A 20,009-nucleotide genomic window follows, 5' to 3' on the forward strand; every position below is an offset into this window, starting at 1 on the left:
GTTAGGCTGGGCTGTGATGGGGAGCGAAAATTGCAGTAGCGAAGGTCATGTACTCCGGCTGTCGAGAAAAGCCTCTAGTTAGATCTAGGTGCCCGTACCGCAAACCGACACAGGTAGGCGAGCAGAGCATGCTAAGGCGCGCGGAAGAACTCTCGTTAAGGAACTCGGCAAAATGACCCCGTAACTTCGGGAGAAGGGGTGCCTCGGTAGGGTGAATAGCCCGAGGGGGCCGCAGTGAAAAGGCCCAAGCGACTGTTTAGCAAAAACACAGGTCTGTGCGAAGCCGTAAGGCGAAGTATACGGGCTGACGCCTGCCCGGTGCTGGAAGGTTAAGGGGAGCGGTTAGGGGTAACCCGAAGCTGTGAACCGAAGCCCCAGTAAACGGCGGCCGTAACTATAACGGTCCTAAGGTAGCGAAATTCCTTGTCAGGTAAATTCTGACCCGCACGAATGGCGTAACGACTTGGGCGCTGTCTCAACGAGAGATCCGGTGAAATTTTAATACCTGTGAAGATGCAGGTTACCCGCGACAAGACGGAAAGACCCCATGGAGCTTTACTGCAGCTTGATATTGGACTTTGGTACGATCTGTACAGGATAGGTGGGAGCCTAGGAAGCCGGAGCGCCAGCTTCGGTGGAGGCGCCGTTGGGATACCACCCTGATCGTATCGGAGTTCTAACCCGGCACCGTGAATCCGGTGCGGGGACCGTGTCAGGCGGGCAGTTTGACTGGGGCGGTCGCCTCCTAAAAAGTAACGGAGGCGCCCAAAGGTTCCCTCAGAATGGTTGGAAATCATTCGCAGAGTGCAAAGGCATAAGGGAGCTTGACTGCGAGACCTACAAGTCGAGCAGGGACGAAAGTCGGGCTTAGTGATCCGGTGGTACCGCATGGAAGGGCCATCGCTCAACGGATAAAAGCTACCCTGGGGATAACAGGCTTATCTCCCCCAAGAGTCCACATCGACGGGGAGGTTTGGCACCTCGATGTCGGCTCATCGCATCCTGGGGCTGAAGTAGGTCCCAAGGGTTGGGCTGTTCGCCCATTAAAGCGGTACGCGAGCTGGGTTCAGAACGTCGTGAGACAGTTCGGTCCCTATCTGTCGCGGGCGTAGGAAATTTGAGAGGAGCTGTCCTTAGTACGAGAGGACCGGGATGGACGTACCGCTGGTGTACCAGTTGTTCCGCCAGGAGCACCGCTGGGTAGCCAAGTACGGACGGGATAAGCGCTGAAAGCATCTAAGCGTGAAGCCCCCCTCAAGATGAGATTTCCCAATTCGTAAGACCCCTTGAAGACGACGAGGTTGATAGGTTCGGGGTGGAAGCACAGCAATGTGTGGAGCTGACGAATACTAATCGGTCGAGGGCTTATCCTAAATGATACCCCACAAAGTGAAGCGAATGCTTCGAGGATTATTCCTGATACTTTGCGGGGACCCCAATTACAAGCTAAAGTTCAGCAAACTTTCGTATCCAGTTTTCAAGGCGCAAGCTTTGCATGGTTGTGTCTTTTCTGAAGAAATTCAGGGAGCACGGTCATCGAAAAACACTGTTTGGTGGCGATGGCGGAGGGGAACCACGCGTTCCCATACCGAACACGACCGTTAAGCCCTCCAGCGCCGATGGTACTTGGACCGCAGGGTCCTGGGAGAGTAGGACGTCGCCAAGCATAGATAACCTACCGTAGTTGATACGGTAGGTTTTTTGTTGTGCGTAGACCATTTCGGATGATGGCTGCGCCATCCGGAATGGTCTGGTGACGTTTCTCTCCCAACTGGGAGAGTGTCTGAACCTTCCGGTCGAAGCAGTTCGATGATGCATGACCCGGCCTGAAGAGGAAGGTTCAGACGCCGACCGTTGATGTAACTCTGCGAAGAGTATTCATCCCAGTGCGGAATGGACGTCGCCAAGCACGAATGCCTGTCACAGTTATCTGTGGCAGGTTTTTTGTTTCGCATGGCGACGTTTCTCTCCCAACGGGGAGAGTGTCTGAACCTTATGATCGAAGCAATTCGATGATGCATGACCCGGCCTGAAGAGGAAGGCTCAGACGCCGACCGTTGATGTAACTCTGCGAAGAGTATTCATCCCGGTGCGGAATGGACGTCGCCAAGCACAGATATCCTACCGTAGTCGATACGGTAGGTTTTTTGTTGTGCATAGACCATTTCGGATGATGGCTCCGCCATCCGAAATGGTCTGGTGACGTTCCTCTCCCAACTGGGAGAGTGTCTGAACCTTTCGGTCGAAGCATTCGATGATGCGCGACCCGGCCTGAAGAGGAAGGTTCAGACGCCGACCGGGATACTCATTTTAGAATCACGTGTAATCATTTCATTACATATGCAGCGTTGAAATAAGACAAAATAAAGAAACCACTTTAGGGTCGAAGTGGTTGTAATTGAAAATAAATTATGCGGGTCTCTCAATAAATCTCCCTTAGAAGCTCCATTACTTCCTCGATGGTAAGACCAAAGGATTTGTAGTACGACGTATCGATCGCCATCTGTTTTCGGATCATATCGTTGCGTTTTTGAAGCATCTCATCGCGAGAGAGCTCGGCAACAAAGCAGCCTTTGCCGGTTACGGTATAGATCAAGCCAAGCCTTTCGAGTTCTTCCCACGCCTTTTTGACGGTGATGATGCTAATGCGCAGCTCGGTTGCAGCTTGGCGAATAGGCGGTAAGCTATACCCGCTTTCAAGCTCTCCCATCAGGATTTGTGCGCTGATTTGTTCAAAGAGCTGCTGATAGATGGGTTTTTCTGACGCGTTCGAAATTGCAATGTTCATTAGATTTCCACTTTCTCAAACCGTTTGTTGGCAATATGATAAGCGATAATCGTCATTATCGCAAATATTGCGACACCCATGATCAGGATCAATAGCTGGACGGCGATGTTGTCGGCTCCCGTACCTTTCAGAAGGTCGGACACGAACGAGTTTTGTATGCCGAGCCATTCCGCTCCGCCGGCGAACAGCAGGGCGGCCGCCACGGCCGCAAACGTTGCAGCACCGTACTTATAAGCCGTTTTGAAATACATTACGATAAAAATCAGGTTAAAGATCGCCATCATGACGAAATTGAGTCCCCAAAAACCTAAAGTTGGCTTGAAAAATAAATAATCCATATTCGGATACAAAAGTATGCTAATAAGACCATAGATCATGGCAACGACAATGTGCAGCAATTCCAAGATAACGATTACGGCCACCTTCGCCTTTACGATTTCTTTTTTGGTTACAGGAAGCATACTGGTAAAGATCAAATCGTTTTGCGATTTATAGCCTCCGAACATATTCGGTACCGTGATGAAAGTAAAGTAGAGAACAACAAGGAAATACAGCCATCCCGGAATAAGCATCAATGCGCCTGTTAAGAAGGGCATAACATAGAAGATAGGACTTACGCTGAGCTTTAATTCTTTTATCAATAAGCTATACATGCAGACTCTCCTTTTTCGAGAAATAGATCATAATCTCCTCAAGATTTGGCAGCGCCGATCGCAGATCCCATGAAGGATCGAAATCAACGGTATGGATCAAGCCCGTAAACCCGAAAGAATTCGTCTTATAAGCAATCAGCTTATCTTGAACCAAATGCAATTGCTCTTCTTTCCCGTTCACCAAGCGATAGGTATCGATAAACTCCTCTTTCACCGCGCTGTTAATAATTTGACCGTTATCGATATACGTAATATAATCAGCGCATTTCTCCAGATCGGAAGTAATATGGGTAGAGAACAGGATGCTGATTTCGCCATCTTGTACAAGCTCCTGGAAAATATCCAGCAGTTGATCCCTTGCTACAGGATCCAGGCCGCTGGTCGGCTCATCGAGAATAAGAATCTTCGCGCCATGCGACAAGGCTAGGGCCAAGCTGTATTTAACCTTCATTCCGGTTGAGAGCTCGGCTATTTTTTTGTTTTCATTCAGATTGAATTTCTTTAAATATTTGTTGTAGGCATCTTCATCCCAGTGATGATAAAATCTTTTGATCACGTTCGTTAACGTTCTGATCCTGCTTCGCGTATAAAAATCGATGTCCCCGAATGCGGAGCCGATTACCTGTTTCAGTTCGAGCTCGTGCTGCTTCAAATCCCGCCCAAAGATGCGGATCTCGCCGCTGTCCAATCGGATCAGATTCAAAATCGACTTAATGGTTGTTGTTTTACCCGCGCCGTTAGCGCCGATAAAGCCCATGATGTAACCCTTCTCCAGCTGAAATGAGACGTCTTTTAAACGAAAATGCTCGTATTCTTTATTTAAATGTTTAATTTCTAACGCCAGCATGTTATGCCCTCCTATTTAAATTGTGTATATCGTGCATACACAATGTATCACCTGTACGGATAAAGTGTCAATAGGCTTCCTCTCATGTGCTCCTGCTTCGTTAACCCAACAAGTTTTAACAACCACCTCTTGATTTCGTATAGAATAGAAGTAGACAAATAGAAAAATTGAGAAAGTATATGGGGAGGAATGGGCATGAAGAGACCAACAATAGGAGTATTGCCTTTGTACGATGGGGACAAGCAAAGCTATTGGATGCTGCCAGGTTACATGAAAGGAATTGAAGAAGCCGGCGGAATTCCATTCATGCTTCCGTTAACTTCGAATGCGGATGTTATATCGGAAATGGCGGCCATGTTCGATGGTTTTCTGTTTACAGGTGGACATGATGTGAATCCCGAGCTATACGGCGAGGAAGCAGCAGATGTCTGCGGCGATATTTGCAGCGAGCGGGATGTGATGGAGTCGGTCCTCTTTCGTCGGGTAGTCGAGCTGGACAAGCCGGCGTTCGGAATATGCCGAGGTATTCAGCTCTTTAATGTCCTGCTTGGAGGTTCTCTTTACCAGGATCTTCCGACTCAGTTCGTATCCGATATTCAAGTGCAACACAAACAATCGCCTCCGTATTCGGAACCAAGCCACAGCATTTACATCGAAAAGGGCAATCCTTTATACCGCATCGTTGAAAAAGAAACCTTAAAAGTCAACAGCTATCACCATCAGGGGATAAAGAAGCTTTCGGAGCGCTTGATTGCCGTTGCAAAGGCTGAGGACGGCTTGATCGAAGCGGTAACGATGCGGGATAAAACGTTTGTTTTTGCCGTGCAATGGCATCCGGAATTCAGTTACAAGTCTGATCCGAGTAACTTTCAATTATTTGAGGCATTTGTGAAATTTTGCGGGAAGTAACGTTGCCATCACTCCGAATACATCCGTCCGATTCCATTAGGGCGGGTGTTTTTTTATGATTACAAAAATGTTGCAAATGCAACAAAAATGCGTTACGATTCACTAAGCCCATTTGAAAAGGAAGAGCATTGGAGTTGACTTGATGAAGGAAATTTTACGCGAAATTGGCATGATCGCCAGGTCATTGGATTCCATAAGCAATATTGAATTTAAAGAATATGACCTTACAAAAGGACAGTATGTATATCTCGTGCGAATCGTCGAAAGCCCGGGCATGATTCAAGAAAAACTAGCCGAAATGATAAAGGTAGACCGGACAACCGCTGCCCGTGCGATCAAAAAACTTGAGCTAAACGGTTTTATTGAAAAAGCGGATGATCCAGCCAACAAAAAAATAAAGAGATTATTTCCTACTGAGAGAGGGAAGACCGTGTACCCCTTCATCATCAACGAACATGAATACTCCAATAAGATCGCGCTAACCGGGTTCTCGGAGAATGAAGCGGAAACCTTGTATAACCTGCTCCTTAGGGTCAGGAAAAATATAGAAAAGGACTGGGAGTTTGTAAAGAAGGGGAATAAGAGAAGTTATTAATTTTTACGAGAGGGGATAAAAAATAATGACGATAACTGCCAGAAAATGCACAACGGATGACTTACCCTTACTCCAAAAAATGAGTATAGAGACTTTTTATGAGACCTTCAAGAATCAAAATTCACCGGAGAACATGAAGGCCTACTTAGAACGGGCGTTTGACGTCAAACAATTAACACGGGAGCTAACCCATCCTTCCTCCGAATTTTATTTTGTGTATTCGAACGGTGAGATCGCCGGGTATTTAAAAGTAAACAGCAATGATGCACAATCTGAAAAAATGAGCGAAGACTCGCTTGAAATCGAAAGGATATATATTCGCAGCAAGTTTCATAAACAGGGGCTTGGCCATTATTTAATCCATACAGCTATGGAAATTGCGGCAAAGCAAAATAAAAAGAAGATTTGGCTTGGCGTTTGGGAAAAAAATGATAACGCGATCGCCTTTTACGAAAAAATGGGGTTTATCCCGACAGGAGCGCACTCCTTCTATATGGGCGATGAGGAGCAGACGGATATTATAATGACGAAAACACTCCTGTAAGATTGCTGCGAATGAAGGTATGAAGTCCGTAGATCCGGGCTTCATGCTCTCTTTTTTTGCAGTTATATTTCGTCTTAAAAAACATAAATATAGAAACACATATACGGTTGGCGTGGAAGGAAAACAAATGATTCAAAGCGCCCCAAAAAAAATTTCGGTACCAGTGATTGACAGACGCGGAATCGCGGAATAAAATAGCATTAACAAAAATGAAACCCCTTTCACAAAGAGCTTGCGAGCACTGCATAACATCCTCATTCTTTTTTTTAGCCGTTATGAAACCCGTTACATGTAACTGGTTTCATTTAACGGCGGTATTGCCTCATTTACAGTCAGAAGAAGCTGAAGAACTCCTGATTACCAGTCAGCGGAGAAAGCAAAACCCCTTATTATCAGTTAGTAGCAGCAACGATGAATTTGTTTCAATTTAAAATGTAAGCGCTTTATGTAACCCGTTACATAAATTCGTCCGGTGCTCGGGAGAGGAGCGGCAATGTGAAAATTTCTAAGAAACAATACGCTGTCGGGCTTGGCTGCTTGGCGGTATGCAGCGTCATGATTTTCTTGCTTGCGATGCCGCCGGGCTCGAGAACCGGTACAGAAGAAAACGGAGAGGGGAGCAGCAGTATGGGCCAGAAGATAACGCTTGATTATAACAGGAGGTATCAAAGCATTGACGGATTCGGAGCCTCAGGCGCTTGGTGGGCGCAAGAGGTCGGCGGCTGGGATAATCTTGATCAAATCATGGATTTGCTGTACGACGAGCAGAAAGGAATCGGCCTCAACATTTACCGCTACAACATCGGGGCCGGCAAACCGGCGGTCGCAACCGACCCTTGGCGCACGACGGAGACGGTCGAAGTATCGCCGGGCGTATATGATCTGAGCCGGGACAAAAACGCGGTTCATGCGATGAAGGAAGCGGCGAAGCGCGGAGCGGACATCGTGCTGTTCGCCAATAGTCCTCCTGCAAGGCTGACGTTGTCGGGGTATTCCTCGGGAGAACCAAACGGGAAGTCGAATCTCCCGCCGGAGAATGAAGACGAATTCGCCAAGTACCTAGTGGATATTACGGAGCTATTCGTCAAGGAAGGCGTGCCGGTCAAATACTTAAGCCCGATTAATGAACCGCAATGGGAATGGAAGAACGGCCAGGAAGGCTGCCATTACGAGCCGGAGCAGGTGATCAGCCTCTCAAGAAAAGTAGCGCAGGAGCTGGAAGCTAGGAAGCTTCCCGTTAAGCTGCTGATAGCGGAATCCGGCGCATGGAACGACCCTGAGTACACGCTTACGATGTATAAGCGAATCATGAGCGACGAAGTGCTCTCTAAGCACATTGACGCTTATGCCGTGCATTCGTATTGGTCGAGCGCTAAGGATAAGGAAATTGCCGCGGAATACTTCTCCCAATTCGAAAATATGCTCCCGCTGCACCAGACCGAGTGGTGCGAGATGCTTAACGGCAACGCCGCAAGCATGGAGGCGGCTCTCGTGCTGGCGCGAACGATTCATGAGGATATGACGATTCTTTCGGTGTCTACATGGGAGCAGTGGCTGGCGGTCGCCAAAGGCGACTACCGGGATGCTTTGGTGTATGTGAATCCTCAGACGAAGCAATTCGGCACCGCGAAGCGAATGTGGAGCTTCGGCAATTACTCCAAATTCGTTAAGCCGGGCTACCACAGGATCGAAGCCGATATTGAAGATAGCGACGTGCTCACAACCGCTTACGTCAGCCCGGAAGGAGATCGAGCCGTAATCGTGGCGATTAATCCTTCAAAGCAAGAAAAGCCGGTTGCCTTCGAGGAACTGGAAGGGAAAAAGACGCAAGTTTACGAGACGTCCGAGGCGCATAACCTCGACCTCGTGAAGGAGGTGAACGGGCTCGAAGGTTATACTCTTCCGCCGGAATCTGTAACAACCTTTGTTGTTCAGGCAGGGAAGTCTCGTTTTCTGTAAGTCGAAAACATAGGGAGGATCGAAAATGGCAAATAAACAAAAAAAGCTTGCTGCACTTTTCATGGTACTCGCTTTATTCTTCACTGTATTAACCGGCTGCAAAGATTCGAACAGCAGCGGGCCCTCGGCAACACCTCAAGAAAGCAAAACGGCGGAGCAATCGCCGCAGCCGTCCGGCGGAGGGGGAACAGGGGAACCGACCGTAATCGTGTTCGGCACCCATTGGCAGGCGGGAGACGACCCGAACTGGAAGGATCCCGTAACCGGCGAGCCGGGAATGCCGCCGGAGCAGCTGCTTGCCAGACAGAAAGCCCAGGAAGCCGTACTGAACGAGCTGAATGTTGAAATCCAGTGGGTCCAATACCCGAGCGACCTGAGAGAGTCGCTGCTGAAATCGGTGCTCGCGAATGCTCCGATTGTCGATGTTGCGCTGCTTTGGGGCGGATCGCAAGGAACCTTGATCGGGCAGAACATTTTTCAGCCGCTGGATGAATATGAGAGTATCTTCAGCGATCCGGACGACGCTTGGATGCTCGGCGACAAGATGTTCGGCAATAAGTACTTCCTGAACTATATTCTCGATTTCGTGAATGCGTGGCCGCTCGTTTACAACATTTCTTATCTGGATAAGGTCGATGCGCTGAAGGAAAACGGCAAAACGGTGTATCCGCACGATCTGTGGAAGCAAGGGAAATGGACATGGTCCGCGTTCGAGGATTATTTGACCAAGGTCAACGAATATTACGCGAACAAGATGTCGCCGGTCCGGACGGACGTGCCGATCAAGGCGTTCCAGACGGATTACCGCTATACCGCGTTCCAAGCGATTCACGCCAACGGCGGGGCTGTATATGGCGCCGACGGTCTGACAGCCGACTCGGCCGAAGCGAAGGAAGCGGTCGAATATCTCGATAGGCTGATGTCGAAAAATTTGATGATGTCGACCAGATATGGCGAAGACACGTCCGTTCCGGGATGGACGTGGAACGGAAGCGACTTCGGCAACGGAGAGACGGTGTTCACGAATATGGTGCCGTGGCTTTCGAACGGGGCGGGCCAATCGCTGGCATCCCGCGGAGAGTCCATGGGTATCGTGCCGTTCCCGAGACCGGACGATTTGGCGGCAGATGATCCGAAATACGAGCAGGTCATTTTCCCGAACAACCAATTCGCCGTTCTGAAAGGCGTGCCAAAGGAAAAGACCGAGCTGGCGCTGAAGGCGTTCAGACTTTATTGGTCGACGGTCTACAAAACGCTGGCGAGCAGCGATAAGGCGCTGGATTTCTTCGAGAAGCAGGCGAAAAATACGGCGATCAATTACGGATTTGATGTCACGAACGAGCAATATGGAGAGGCTGTTATGGAAGCGTTTACGGGAATATCGGGAAGCAGCCCGAACGAATATGCGACGATTATGCCTTGGAGCGGAATGTGGACCGACACGATTCTAGGCAATTCCTTGTACGGATTGAACGGGTCTCCGAAGTATGCGGGAGCGATCGATGCGCAGAAGAACGTCATTCTGGACTCGATGGCCGCCGTTGAACAAACGATCGGCTCCGGAGAATCCAAGGACAATATGCCGCCGACCTACGCGACGACCGGCGTTCCAATTGCCGTTGCGGCCGGAACGGATCCGTCCTCGATTAAATGGGACACGTTCGTGAAGGCGCAGGACGGCATCGACGGAGAGCTGCCATTCGGCAACGTAACGGTAGATGTCTCGACGGTGAAATTCGATACCGTCGGCCAATATGACGGAGGCCTTGCGTTATCGGTCAAGGATGCGGCCGGCAACGAAGGGAAAACATCGTATGCCGTTATCGTCTACGACCCGAATAACACGACGCCGCCGACCCTTACGGCGAAAGCGGAGTACCGCAAGGTGAAAGTGGATGAAGACGCCTCCGCCATCAATTGGGGGAACGACTTTGTCGAGCAGGCCGTCGATAAGGACGGCTTCGACCTGAAGAGCAATATTACGGCGGATATCGGAAGCCTTGACGTGACGACGCCTGGCACCTATGACGTAACGCTTACCGTCACGGACTTCGCCGGCAACGCCGCGAATCTGACGATTGCGGTAACCGTTGAATAGTCTCGGGTAGTACATCGTTACAAGCTGCGGGTGCTATGAGGCGATTCATAGCACCACGCGGCTATAAATGGAGGGTCCAGGGGTATGTCCATGATGAAGAAAATGTTTATTTATGCGCTTCTGACATTGCTGGCATTTGTCATGTTCATATCCGCGCTGGGAGCTGGCGGCGCGAATGCGGTTACTGCGGATGCGTCCGCAGACCGGCAAGACTATTTCGAAGAATCCTATCACGCGTACCTCGACAGTAATGGGTATGACGGGAAGATGGCTTCATCTACGATCAAGGTTGACATATCGACGTACAAGGCTTCGGCCGGCATGGAGGCCAGCGTTGTGAACGGCGCGGTCGTAACCGGCGAAGAAGGTACCATCACATGGAATGTGCAGGTGCAGGAAGCCGGATTTTACAATATCGAGGTTACGTATGTGCCTTCCGCAGGGACGAACTCGAAAATCGAAAGAAAGCTGTATATCGACGACCAAAGCTTGTTTGACGGCATGAATCAATTGATTTTCCATCGAGTGTGGGACAACAGCGGCGACATCGCGGAGAAGGATGGGAATGAAATCCGTCCGAACGCGGTGGAAAAACCGGAGCCGATGACGGTATATATAAGCGATTCGCGGAAGAGAAGCCTGGATCCTTACAAATTTTATATGAACGCGGGAACGCATACCCTCTCCCTCGAATCGGTGAAGGAACCGATGGAGATCCGCGAAATTACGCTGAAAGCGGCGCCGGAAGTGATGGCTTACGCGGACATCATCAAGGAATGGAAGCAGCGCTACAAGGTTTACGAAGGGGCCAACCTGGTCTATCAAGCGGAACGGACGGACGATTACACGATTGGGATTGAAAAATCGTCGGTCGATGTCATTTTGACAACTGACTACAGCAATCCCAAAACCGTCCCTTACCATCCGTATAAGATCAAGCTGAACACGATCGGCGGAACCAGCTGGAGAACGCCCGGCGACTTCATGACCTGGCGCATCGCCGTGCCGGAGGAGGGGCTGTACCGCCTTTCTTTCCGCGGAGCGCAGAATACGAATCGAGGCATCATGTCGTACCGGCAATTGAAAGTGAACGGCGAGGTTCCGTTCCGCGAAGCGGCGGCGATACCGTTCGCCTTCCATTCCGGCTTCGTGCATTATGTGCCCGGCAATGGCGAAGAAGATTTTCTCATCCCTCTGAAGCAGGGCGAGAATACGATTTCGCTGGAGGTCGTGCTCGGAGACTTCGCGATGCCGCTATCGGAAGTGGAGAAGAGCGTCTTCATCCTGAACGATCTCTATCGCAAGACGGTGCAGATTACCGGAGTCGTCCCGGACCGTTACATCGATTACGAGATTACGAAAAAAATTCCGAATTACGCGGAAACGCTGCAAGCGGAAAGCGGGCGGCTGAAAAAAGTCGTTGCCGAGCTCGTGAGAATTACCGGCGAGAAAGGCGAAAAAACGGCCATGATCGAAAAAATGCAAGTGCAGGCGGAGCGGCTGAGCCAAAAGCCTGAGGATGTGATTACGGAGCTCGCCACAATGGAAAACAACATTTCCTCGCTCGGCACTTGGATAACAACGATTTCGGAGATGCCTCTTCAGCTCGACAGCTTTACGTTATCCGCGCCGGAGGCCAAGTTGCCGGACGCGAAGCCGAATCCATTGGTTCGGAGCTATTACGGAGCGGTCCGCTTTCTGTCGACGTTCTTCGTGGATGAGACCATGCTGGGGGACGACGCGCAAGATAATGCCATCAAAGTGTGGATTGCAGCCGGCCGCGATCAGGCGCAGGTCATTAAAAATTTAATCGATCAAAGCTTTACGCCGAATTCGAACATTCCGGTCGAGCTGCAGCTGATTCCGGAGGATGTGATTCTCCCGGCGACGCTTGCGGGCAACGGTCCGGATGTCGCCCTCGCCGTACCGCAGGCAACGGTCGTGAACTTCGCCATGCGGAACGCCTTAGTGGACTTGTCGAAGCTGGACGGGTTCGAGGAGCTTCGCGGCCATTTTGAAGAAAGTACCTGGAGGACGGTAACTTATGAAAACGGGATCTACGGACTTCCCGAGCAATCGACCTTTTTAATGATGTTTTACCGCAAAGATATTTTGGATCAGCTGGGGCTTGAGCCGCCAAAGACTTGGAACGAGGTCGAGCATGTCATCTCGGTTCTCCATGCGAACAACTATGACTTTTACATGAACGGCCAGGAGCTGTATCCGTCGCTGGTCTATCAGCACGGCGGAGATCTGTATCAAGGCAGCGGCGCCGATTACGGGATTCGGAGCGGGTTAATCGGAGATGAAGCGATGAGCGCGTTCAATCAGGTCACCCGATTTTTTACAACCTATCGTTTGCCTGTAACCGCCGACTTCCCTAACCGGTTCCGAACCGGGGCGATGCCGGTCGGAATTGCGCCGTATACGACGTACAATCAGCTCGAGGTTTTCGCTCCCGAGATTAGAGGCTTGTGGTCCTTTGCTCCGATACCGGGTACCGAAGCGGAGGACGGCAGTGTGGACAATACGGTTCTCGCGACCACGATCGACAGCATCATGATGGAAGCTTCGAACCGGAAAGAGGAAGCTTGGGCCTTCATGAAATGGTGGATCGATGCGGACACCCAAGCCCAGTATGCCAATGCGCTCGAGTCCGTCATGGGGTCCGCCGCAAGGTATCCTACGGCGAACGTCGAGGTGCTGGAACAGCTGCCTTGGGCGACGAAAGACTCGGAGCAGTTGGCGCGGCAGTTCGAGGACGCCGTAGGTTTTCCCGAGGTGCCGGGCGGCTATATGACGCCGAGAGCGATCGATTACGCGTTCCGTTCCGTTGTGACGAGCGGCAGAAATCCGAGGGAAGCGCTGTATTTGAATATTAAGCAAGTCGATCAGGAGCTTACGAAGAAGCGCAAAGAGTTCCATCTATCCTACAGCGAGGACCCTGCGAGCCGCATGACGGGTCGGAATCCACAGATAGAGGAGTAAGGTGAGTATGCAGACGAGTCGGAAACCCATCGCAAGAACTAGAGGAGAGACGTCGATCGCAAACGTCTGGAAAAAACATAAAGAGAAATATTTGCTGCTGCTGCCGTTCTCCGTTATTTTCGTCGTGTTTACCGTTATCCCTGTCATGACATCGATCGTGATCAGCTTCACGTCGTTCAATATGCTCGAGCTGCCGAAGTTCGTCGGATTCGGAAACTATATTAATCTGATTGTAAACGACGACATCTTTCTGATCGCTGTAAAAAACACGCTGTTCTTCGCGCTCATTACCGGCCCGGTCAGCTACATCATGTGTTTCGTCTTTTCATGGCTGATTAACGAATTGACGCCGAAGGTACGCGCCGTCATGACGCTGGTGTTCTACGCGCCTTCGATTTCGGGAAACGCTTATCTGATCTGGAAGCTTATTTTCTCGTCGGATATGTACGGCTATGCCAACGCTTGGCTGCTCAGGCTTGGTTTCATCAGCGAACCGATTCTTTGGTTTGATAAAAAGGAGTACGTATTCCCGATTCTAATTCTGGTGCAGCTGTGGCTCAGTCTCGGCGTAAGCTTCCTGGCGTTCATCGCGGGCTTGCAGAACGTGGACCGAACGCTGTATGAAGCGGGCCAGATCGACGGCATCCGAAACCGGTGGCAGGAGCTGTGGTTCATTACGCTCCCGTCGATGAAGCCGCAGCTGTTGTTCGGGGCGGTCATGCAAATTACGAGCTCGCTGTCCGTCTCGCAAATCTCGATCGAGCTTGCGGGCTTCCCTTCGGTCGAATATGCGGGACATACGATTCTGACGCATCTGCACGACTATGGTTTCATCCGCTACGAGATGGGCTATGCCTCGGCGATCGCGACCGTGCTGTTCTTTATTATGGTATTTACGAACATCATCGTGCAGAAAGCGCTGCGAAGGGTAGGTGTTTAGGGTGGAAGTCGTTCCTGCCGCGGTAAAAAAAGCATACTTGTCCCGAAAGTTTAAACGAAGAAACCGAAGCATCCTCGGGGACTTCACCCTGACCTTCTTCCTGGGCCTTTTCGGACTGTTCAGCGTTTGGCCGCTTATCTTTATTATTAATAACGCGTTCAAGCCGCTTAACGAAATTTTTATATTCCCTCCCAAATTGTTCGTGCAGAACCCTACGCTGACGAACTTTCAGGATCTGCTCATCATTATCGGGAATTCCTGGATTCCGATGTCCCGGTATTTGTTCAATACCGTGTTTCTTACGGCGGTAGGCACGGCCGGAACGGTTATTATCGGCTCGATGGCGGCCTTCCCGCTCGCGAAATACGTGTTCCCCGGTTCGAAGACGATGTCGAAGCTGATCGTCTATTCGCTGATGTTCAACGGCACCGTCACGGCTCTTCCGAACTACGTCATCATGTCGAAGCTGCATATGATCGACAGCTACTGGGCGGTCATTCTTCCTTCGATCGGGTCTACGCTCGGGCTGTTCCTCATGCTGAACTTTATGGTTCAGGTGCCCGACGCGCTTATCGAGGCGGCCAAAATAGACGGCGCCAGCGAATTTACGATTTTTTGGCGGGTCATGATGCCTCTCTCCAAAGCGGCATGGATTACTTTGATCATCCTATCCTTCCAGAACTTTTGGGGGACGACCGGCGGGGGCTTTATTTTTAGTGAGAAGCTGAAGCCGATCAGCTACGCGCTGATGCAAATCGTAAATGCCGGCGTCGCCAGAACGGGGGTCGCTTCGGCTGTTACGCTCATTATGCTGGTCGTTCCGGTCGCCGTGTTTATATTCTCTCAGAGCAATGTGCTGCAGACGATGGCCACGACAGGCATTAAAGAATAATCCAACCGGAGAGGAGAGACCCGCGGTGATGAAATATATGCGTGCTGCACTTCTTGCCTGTGCGTTCTGCTTGCTCTTTCCATCCGGCGGAGCGTTCGCCGCGAATACGTTCGAAAGCGATTATACCTATGACGCGTGGGGGAACGCCAAACGGAGTCCCCCGGCTTTCGAATGGGTAGACACGCTGGATGCCAGCCGCATGGATAAAATCAAGGTCGGAAGCTTCGACGATGTGTATGTATCTAAGGATCGAATTTTTATCGCGGACGCCACGGAAAGCCGCGTCAATGTATTCGATACGGACCTTCGTCTTCATGCTTCCATTAAATTGATCCGGGACGAAGCCGGAAAAATTATGGTGAGCGAATCGACCGGCAAGCAGCTGATGTTAGCGAATCCCGAAGGGGTATTTTACAGCGAGGCGGCGGGGGAGCTGTATATTGCGGATACGGGCGCCGAGCGAATCGTCGTATTGGACGGGATCTCCTACTATTATAAACGGACGATCGAAAAGCCTGAAGACATGGTGGGGGTAACGCCGTTCAAGCCTTCCAAGCTGGTCGTCGATAAGAACGGAAAAATCAGCGTCGTCGTGCAGGGCAGCTACGAGGGGATCATCGAGATTCATCCCGACGGCACCTTCTCCAGATACTTCGGCCTTAATAAGCCGAGAGTCAACCTGATCGACTTCTTCTGGAAGTCCATCGCTTCCAATAAGCAGAAGGAGAAGATGAAGAAGCTGTTCGCGCCTTCCTTCAATAATATAAGCATCGATGCCGAAGGGCTGATCTATGCGACGACGTTCGATCCCTCGGCCCAGGATAAGGTGTTCCGCTTTAACGCGAAAGGCGAAAACGTGCTGATTCAGGACGGATATTTTCGCGTAATAGGCGATCTGCCGCGAGTAACCGCTGCGGAAAGCCAGTTCGTCGATATCGCGGTTTCCGATTACGGGGTTTACGCGGTCTTGGATAAAACGATGGGCAGGGTGTTCCTCTATAATTTCGAAGGGGACATCATGAACGTTTTTAATTCCATCGGCAATCTGAAGGGGAACGTGAAGGAACCGACCGCCATCGCCTGGTTCGGAGATAAGCTGGTACTGACGGATAAGCAGTTCGGCAGCGCGTACATTTTCCAGCCGACGGAGTTCGGCGAAGCCGCTCTGGAAGCGGAGAAGCAATACTTTAACGGCAATTGGGAAGCGGCGGGCGCCGCCTTCGAGGACACGCTGGAGAGAAACGCCAATTACGACATCGCGTATACGGGTGTCGGCCGGAACTACCTGATGCAGGACGTCTTCGAGAAGGCTATGTATTACCTGAAGCTCGGCAACAGCCGGGGGTATTACTCGCAAGCGTTTGCGGAATACCGCAATGTGTTCATCCAACACCATTTCTTGTGGTTCGTCCTCCTGTTTGCCGCCCTTGCCGGCGCCTTGTTCTACTCGGAATACAGATACAACAAGAAGAGCGGCTAACGAATGCGGCAGGTCCAATCAGCTCTAAAGAAAGGTATGATCCGAACTTATGGCCGGAATTGTTGAAGATGGGAAATATATGTTCCGCGTGCTCTTCCATCCGTTCGACGGATTTTACGATGTGAAGTTTTTGGGGAAGAGAAGCTTTACGCTTGCGACAATCTTAATGTTTCTCTGCGGCATCACGGGCATTATGAGCTACCAGTATACCGGCTTTATCCTGAACTACAATCCGCTGTTCGCGATGAACAGCATCGCCATTTTTATTACGACGCTGTTCCCGTTCCTGCTCTTTATGATCAGCAATTGGAGTATTACGACGTTGTTTGACGGCAACGGCTCCATCGGGGATATCTATATCGTGATCAGCTATGCGCTGATTCCAAAGCTGATTTTCGATCTTCTCGGCATCTTGCTGAGCAACGTCGTGACGCAAGAGGAATCGGCGCTGCTCACCGCGTTCACGGCGATCGGAACGGTGTGGTTTGTATTCCTGCTGTTCTGCGGATTATCCGTAACGCACGAATATACGGCTTTGACTAACATTGTGACGCTGGCGGCTTCCTTCGTCTCGGCTATTCTTATCGTCTTCCTCTCGATGCTGTATTTCACTCTGGTGGGGAAAGTGATCGGATTCGTATACGCGGTATTCCTGGAACTGACGAAGAGGTGGTGACCACATGTTCAAGAACGTAAGCGAAGCAGTCGTCTCTCGAATTCATCCTATCGGCCGGAGGGAGCTGGCACTGGCGGCTCTGGCTGTGCTGGTCATTGCCGCGCTTAGCTTTCTTCCCTCCATTATGAAGCATTACGGGATCGGCCGTCAGCCGCTGCCCGAATATTCGCGGGAAGGGCTTGCCGCCCCAACGGGCAAGATCGAACCGAATGCCGGCACGGTCCTTCTCTCCAGCAGCGAAGGCAGGGAGCTTTATCTGGACACCGCCACGCTGAATCTGAAAGTCGTCGATACCGAAAGCGGCGTATCGTGGAACAGTTTATACGACGACGGGAAAAGCGGAGATGCCGAGAAATCTCCGATCGTGATCCGATTCCTCGGCAAAGACAGCACGATGTATGAGTGGGACGCGTACAATTATGCGATTCAGAACGGGCGGTATACGATTAACCGGATCGAGAACGGCGCCCAAATCGTGTTTGACTTTTTCGAAACCGAATCGTACCGCCTGAACGAATACATGCCGACGAAAATATCGATCGAGCATTACGAAACGCTCTTCCTCGAGAAGCTTAAGCAGCTGGCGGGGGAAGGGAGCCTTACGGAGGCGCAAGCGAAAAAATATGAAGAAGCGCTCGGAATCGCGTATCAGCGGGATGAAGATAACGGACTATACTTTTTCAAATTTTCTGGTCTGCCGCCGCTCTCGCTCGTTAAGGATTTAATTCAATTCTCGAAGGACGTCGGATATACGACCGAGATGCTGATCGCGGACAACCAGCAATTTGGAATTGCGGTGACGATTACGCAGCCGGCAAGATTCGTCGTGACCATGGAAGCGACGCTGGACCGCGGCGATCTCGTCGTGAAAGTGCCGACCTACGCCATCGAAGGCGATAACGATTTCTACACGATCCAGAACATTGCCGTACTCCCTTCCTTCGGATTGGCGTCGGCGGAGAAGGTGGACGACGGGCAGATCGTTGTGCCGGACGGCGCCGGGGCACTGTTCCGGGTGAATACGTTCAACGGCAAATTTCCGGAATACGAACGGCCGGTGTACGACAACACGTACTACAACACGCTGTACGAGATGCCGGAGTTTCCCGAGAATCTGACCATGCCCGTATTCGGCATGTATGTGACGGACCTCGGCGGAAGGTCGCAAGGCCACCTCGGCATTATCGAGAAGGGCGCGGAGCTCGGCTATGTGAAAGTGCAGCTGGGCACGAAGGACACATCGGCAGGCGGCACGCTGTATAACAAAGTGTACAGCACCTTCGACTCGATGCAGTATTCGCGAGTAAAGGTGTTCGGGCCGTACAGCGACAACGAGGCTCGCTTTCTGGCCGCGACCGGCTTAATTTCCGTCGACTATACCGTCCGCTACAAGCTGTTTGACGGCAATGTGACCTATTACGATTTGGCGAAGTCGTACCGGGACTATCTGATCGACACATACGATTTGGAGCCCGCTTACACGGCAGCCCCGAAGCTGTTCCTTGACGTCATCGGAACCGTCACCCTGGAGAAGAGATTTCTAGGCGTCCCCTACAAAGAGCCGCATTCCATGACGACTTACAACCAGCTGCTCGATATTATGGAGGATCTTGGAGACGTAAATGCGGTGGTGAACTATAAGGGCGTCTTCAACGGAGGCATGAACAACACGATCGGCAACAAAGCGGCATTAGTCCGGGAGAACGGAAGCAAAAAGGAGTTTGAAGCGCTGCTGAACGGTTTCGAAGACGGGAACGACACGCTGTTCCTCCATGCCGACCTTATGCGGCTGTCCGATAAAAGCGGAGGCTTCTGGCTCAAAAGCAATGCCCTGCACGGCTATGACGGCAAACCGATCGAATTCAGAAAATATAACTATGCGAACGGCTGGTTTGATCTCAGCAGCACCAAACGGTACCTGCTGAATCCGTTATATTTAAGCGATACGGTGGACGGATTTCTTAAAGGCTCGGCTGCCTACCCGAACATAGCGCTTGGCGATATGGGGTCCACGTATTACGCGAACTACAATCCGCGCGAAATTGTAGATCCGGTGGTTACGCGTTCGATTGTCGAAGAGAATCTGAAGAAGCTGTCCGAGCAGAAGACGCTCGCGCTGGACAATCCCAATATGGACCGGATCGGGCATATCGCCTTCGCGACGGATATTTCCAGAGAGAGCAGCAATTACGCGACGATGTACAGCTCGATACCATTCCGGCAGCTGGTCATGAACGGGCTGGCGGAATATACGACGCTGAACGTGAACCTGTCGCCGGACCGAAGCCAATACTTCCTGCTGCAAGCGCTTGAGCTCGGGAGCATTCCGAAATTTACGATCAGCGCGGAGAACGCCGATGTTCTGAAAAACTCGGAATATAGCGATTATTACTCGATCCAGTATGCGGTGCTGGCGGATAAGATGAAAGCCTTGTACACCGAGTATAGCGAAGGGCTCGCCGCCATCGGCTCCAAGGAAATTACCGGTCATCGGCTGCTGGCGGAGGGCGTGTTCGAAACGACCTACGCATCGGGGGCTTCGGTCATCGTCAATTACAATAAATTTCCCGTCTCGGTATCCGGATCGAATCTAGATGCCCTTGGTTATCTCATCAAGCCAAAGCCGTAAGGAGGTTGTGA

The 20,009-nt window shown here is 51.0% G+C and carries 14 protein-coding genes and 2 rRNA genes; 13 read left to right on the forward strand and 3 right to left on the reverse strand.

Annotated features, from left to right (window positions below):
* A 23S ribosomal RNA gene (locus tag D3P08_RS06260) occupies positions 1 to 1,373 on the forward strand; the annotation flags it as partial.
* Between the two features lie 176 nt (positions 1,374 to 1,549).
* Positions 1,550 to 1,666 (forward strand): 5S ribosomal RNA (rrf, locus tag D3P08_RS06265).
* Positions 1,667 to 2,422: 756 nt separating this feature from the next.
* Here rrf and D3P08_RS06270 read toward each other — a convergent pair.
* From D3P08_RS06270 to D3P08_RS06280, 3 genes are read right to left on the reverse strand one after another with little or no spacing between them, the layout of a single operon-like run.
* Positions 2,423 to 2,788 (reverse strand): GntR family transcriptional regulator, encoded by a 366-nt coding sequence (locus D3P08_RS06270; RefSeq protein ID WP_119598608.1) that lies wholly within the window; start codon positions 2,786 to 2,788, stop codon positions 2,423 to 2,425.
* On the reverse strand, positions 2,788 to 3,441 hold the full coding sequence (locus D3P08_RS06275) for an ABC-2 transporter permease (RefSeq protein ID WP_119598609.1): 654 nt from the start codon (positions 3,439 to 3,441) through the stop codon (positions 2,788 to 2,790). Before D3P08_RS06275 ends, D3P08_RS06270 begins: the two co-directional genes overlap by 1 nt.
* Entirely contained in the window at positions 3,434 to 4,288 is an 855-nt protein-coding gene (locus tag D3P08_RS06280) for an ABC transporter ATP-binding protein (RefSeq protein ID WP_119598610.1), read from the reverse strand. The genes D3P08_RS06275 and D3P08_RS06280 overlap by 8 nt, the downstream gene beginning before the upstream one ends.
* A 195-nt stretch (positions 4,289 to 4,483) precedes the next feature.
* Between D3P08_RS06280 and D3P08_RS06285 the strand changes: the two genes are divergently transcribed.
* The 11 genes from D3P08_RS06285 (at position 4,484) to D3P08_RS06335 (ending at position 19,998) form a co-directional block, all read left to right on the forward strand.
* A complete protein-coding gene (locus D3P08_RS06285) occupies positions 4,484 to 5,197 on the forward strand; it encodes a gamma-glutamyl-gamma-aminobutyrate hydrolase family protein (RefSeq protein ID WP_119598611.1) in 714 nt (237 codons plus the stop codon).
* A 142-nt stretch (positions 5,198 to 5,339) separates the two neighbouring features.
* Positions 5,340 to 5,792, forward strand: a complete 453-nt coding sequence (locus tag D3P08_RS06290; protein WP_119598612.1) for a MarR family winged helix-turn-helix transcriptional regulator — start codon at positions 5,340 to 5,342, stop codon at positions 5,790 to 5,792.
* Between the two features lie 25 nt (positions 5,793 to 5,817).
* Positions 5,818 to 6,336: a spermidine/spermine N(1)-acetyltransferase gene (gene paiA / locus D3P08_RS06295; RefSeq protein ID WP_119598613.1), complete on the forward strand. Its 519-nt coding sequence runs from the start codon at positions 5,818 to 5,820 to the stop codon at positions 6,334 to 6,336.
* Between the two features lie 495 nt (positions 6,337 to 6,831).
* Positions 6,832 to 8,295 (forward strand): glycoside hydrolase family 30 protein, encoded by a 1,464-nt coding sequence (locus D3P08_RS06300; RefSeq protein ID WP_119598614.1) that lies wholly within the window; start codon positions 6,832 to 6,834, stop codon positions 8,293 to 8,295.
* A 25-nt stretch (positions 8,296 to 8,320) separates the two neighbouring features.
* On the forward strand, positions 8,321 to 10,393 hold the full coding sequence (locus D3P08_RS06305) for an immunoglobulin-like domain-containing protein (RefSeq protein WP_119598615.1): 2,073 nt from the start codon (positions 8,321 to 8,323) through the stop codon (positions 10,391 to 10,393).
* A 90-nt stretch (positions 10,394 to 10,483) separates the two neighbouring features.
* Positions 10,484 to 13,381, forward strand: a complete 2,898-nt coding sequence (locus D3P08_RS06310) for an extracellular solute-binding protein (protein ID WP_162848383.1) — start codon at positions 10,484 to 10,486, stop codon at positions 13,379 to 13,381.
* A 7-nt stretch (positions 13,382 to 13,388) separates the two neighbouring features.
* Positions 13,389 to 14,321, forward strand: a complete 933-nt coding sequence (locus tag D3P08_RS06315) for a carbohydrate ABC transporter permease (protein ID WP_119598617.1) — start codon at positions 13,389 to 13,391, stop codon at positions 14,319 to 14,321.
* Position 14,322: 1 nt separating this feature from the next.
* Positions 14,323 to 15,213 carry a carbohydrate ABC transporter permease gene (locus tag D3P08_RS06320; RefSeq protein ID WP_119598618.1) on the forward strand — a complete coding sequence of 297 codons (891 nt, stop codon included), beginning with the start codon at positions 14,323 to 14,325 and terminating at the stop codon, positions 15,211 to 15,213.
* 25 nt (positions 15,214 to 15,238) lie between these two features.
* Positions 15,239 to 16,693, forward strand: a complete 1,455-nt coding sequence (locus tag D3P08_RS06325) for an NHL repeat-containing protein (protein ID WP_147381779.1) — start codon at positions 15,239 to 15,241, stop codon at positions 16,691 to 16,693.
* A 49-nt stretch (positions 16,694 to 16,742) separates the two neighbouring features.
* Positions 16,743 to 17,369 (forward strand): YIP1 family protein, encoded by a 627-nt coding sequence (locus D3P08_RS06330; RefSeq protein ID WP_119598620.1) that lies wholly within the window; start codon positions 16,743 to 16,745, stop codon positions 17,367 to 17,369.
* Between the two features lie 4 nt (positions 17,370 to 17,373).
* Positions 17,374 to 19,998 (forward strand): DUF5696 domain-containing protein, encoded by a 2,625-nt coding sequence (locus tag D3P08_RS06335; protein WP_119598621.1) that lies wholly within the window; start codon positions 17,374 to 17,376, stop codon positions 19,996 to 19,998.
* Positions 19,999 to 20,009 lie beyond the last annotated feature (11 nt).

The organism is Paenibacillus nanensis (assembly GCF_003583765.1).
GTDB classification, from domain to species: Bacteria; Bacillota; Bacilli; order Paenibacillales; family Paenibacillaceae; genus Pristimantibacillus; species Pristimantibacillus nanensis.

What these genes read in the sequence shown, in the direction of transcription:
- paiA (WP_119598613.1), top strand. Translation starts at nt 5,818, where the DNA reads ATGACGATAACTGCCAGAAAATGCACAACGGATGACTTACCCTTACTC.
- D3P08_RS06335 (WP_119598621.1), top strand. Translation starts at nt 17,374, where the DNA reads ATGTTCAAGAACGTAAGCGAAGCAGTCGTCTCTCGAATTCATCCTATC.
- D3P08_RS06270 (WP_119598608.1), bottom strand. Translation starts at nt 2,788, where the DNA reads ATGAACATTGCAATTTCGAACGCGTCAGAAAAACCCATCTATCAGCAG.
- D3P08_RS06290 (WP_119598612.1), top strand. Translation starts at nt 5,340, where the DNA reads ATGAAGGAAATTTTACGCGAAATTGGCATGATCGCCAGGTCATTGGAT.
- D3P08_RS06315 (WP_119598617.1), top strand. Translation starts at nt 13,389, where the DNA reads ATGCAGACGAGTCGGAAACCCATCGCAAGAACTAGAGGAGAGACGTCG.
- D3P08_RS06285 (WP_119598611.1), top strand. Translation starts at nt 4,484, where the DNA reads ATGAAGAGACCAACAATAGGAGTATTGCCTTTGTACGATGGGGACAAG.
- D3P08_RS06330 (WP_119598620.1), top strand. Translation starts at nt 16,743, where the DNA reads ATGGCCGGAATTGTTGAAGATGGGAAATATATGTTCCGCGTGCTCTTC.
- D3P08_RS06305 (WP_119598615.1), top strand. Translation starts at nt 8,321, where the DNA reads ATGGCAAATAAACAAAAAAAGCTTGCTGCACTTTTCATGGTACTCGCT.
- D3P08_RS06310 (WP_162848383.1), top strand. Translation starts at nt 10,484, where the DNA reads ATGATGAAGAAAATGTTTATTTATGCGCTTCTGACATTGCTGGCATTT.
- D3P08_RS06280 (WP_119598610.1), bottom strand. Translation starts at nt 4,288, where the DNA reads ATGCTGGCGTTAGAAATTAAACATTTAAATAAAGAATACGAGCATTTT.
- D3P08_RS06275 (WP_119598609.1), bottom strand. Translation starts at nt 3,441, where the DNA reads ATGTATAGCTTATTGATAAAAGAATTAAAGCTCAGCGTAAGTCCTATC.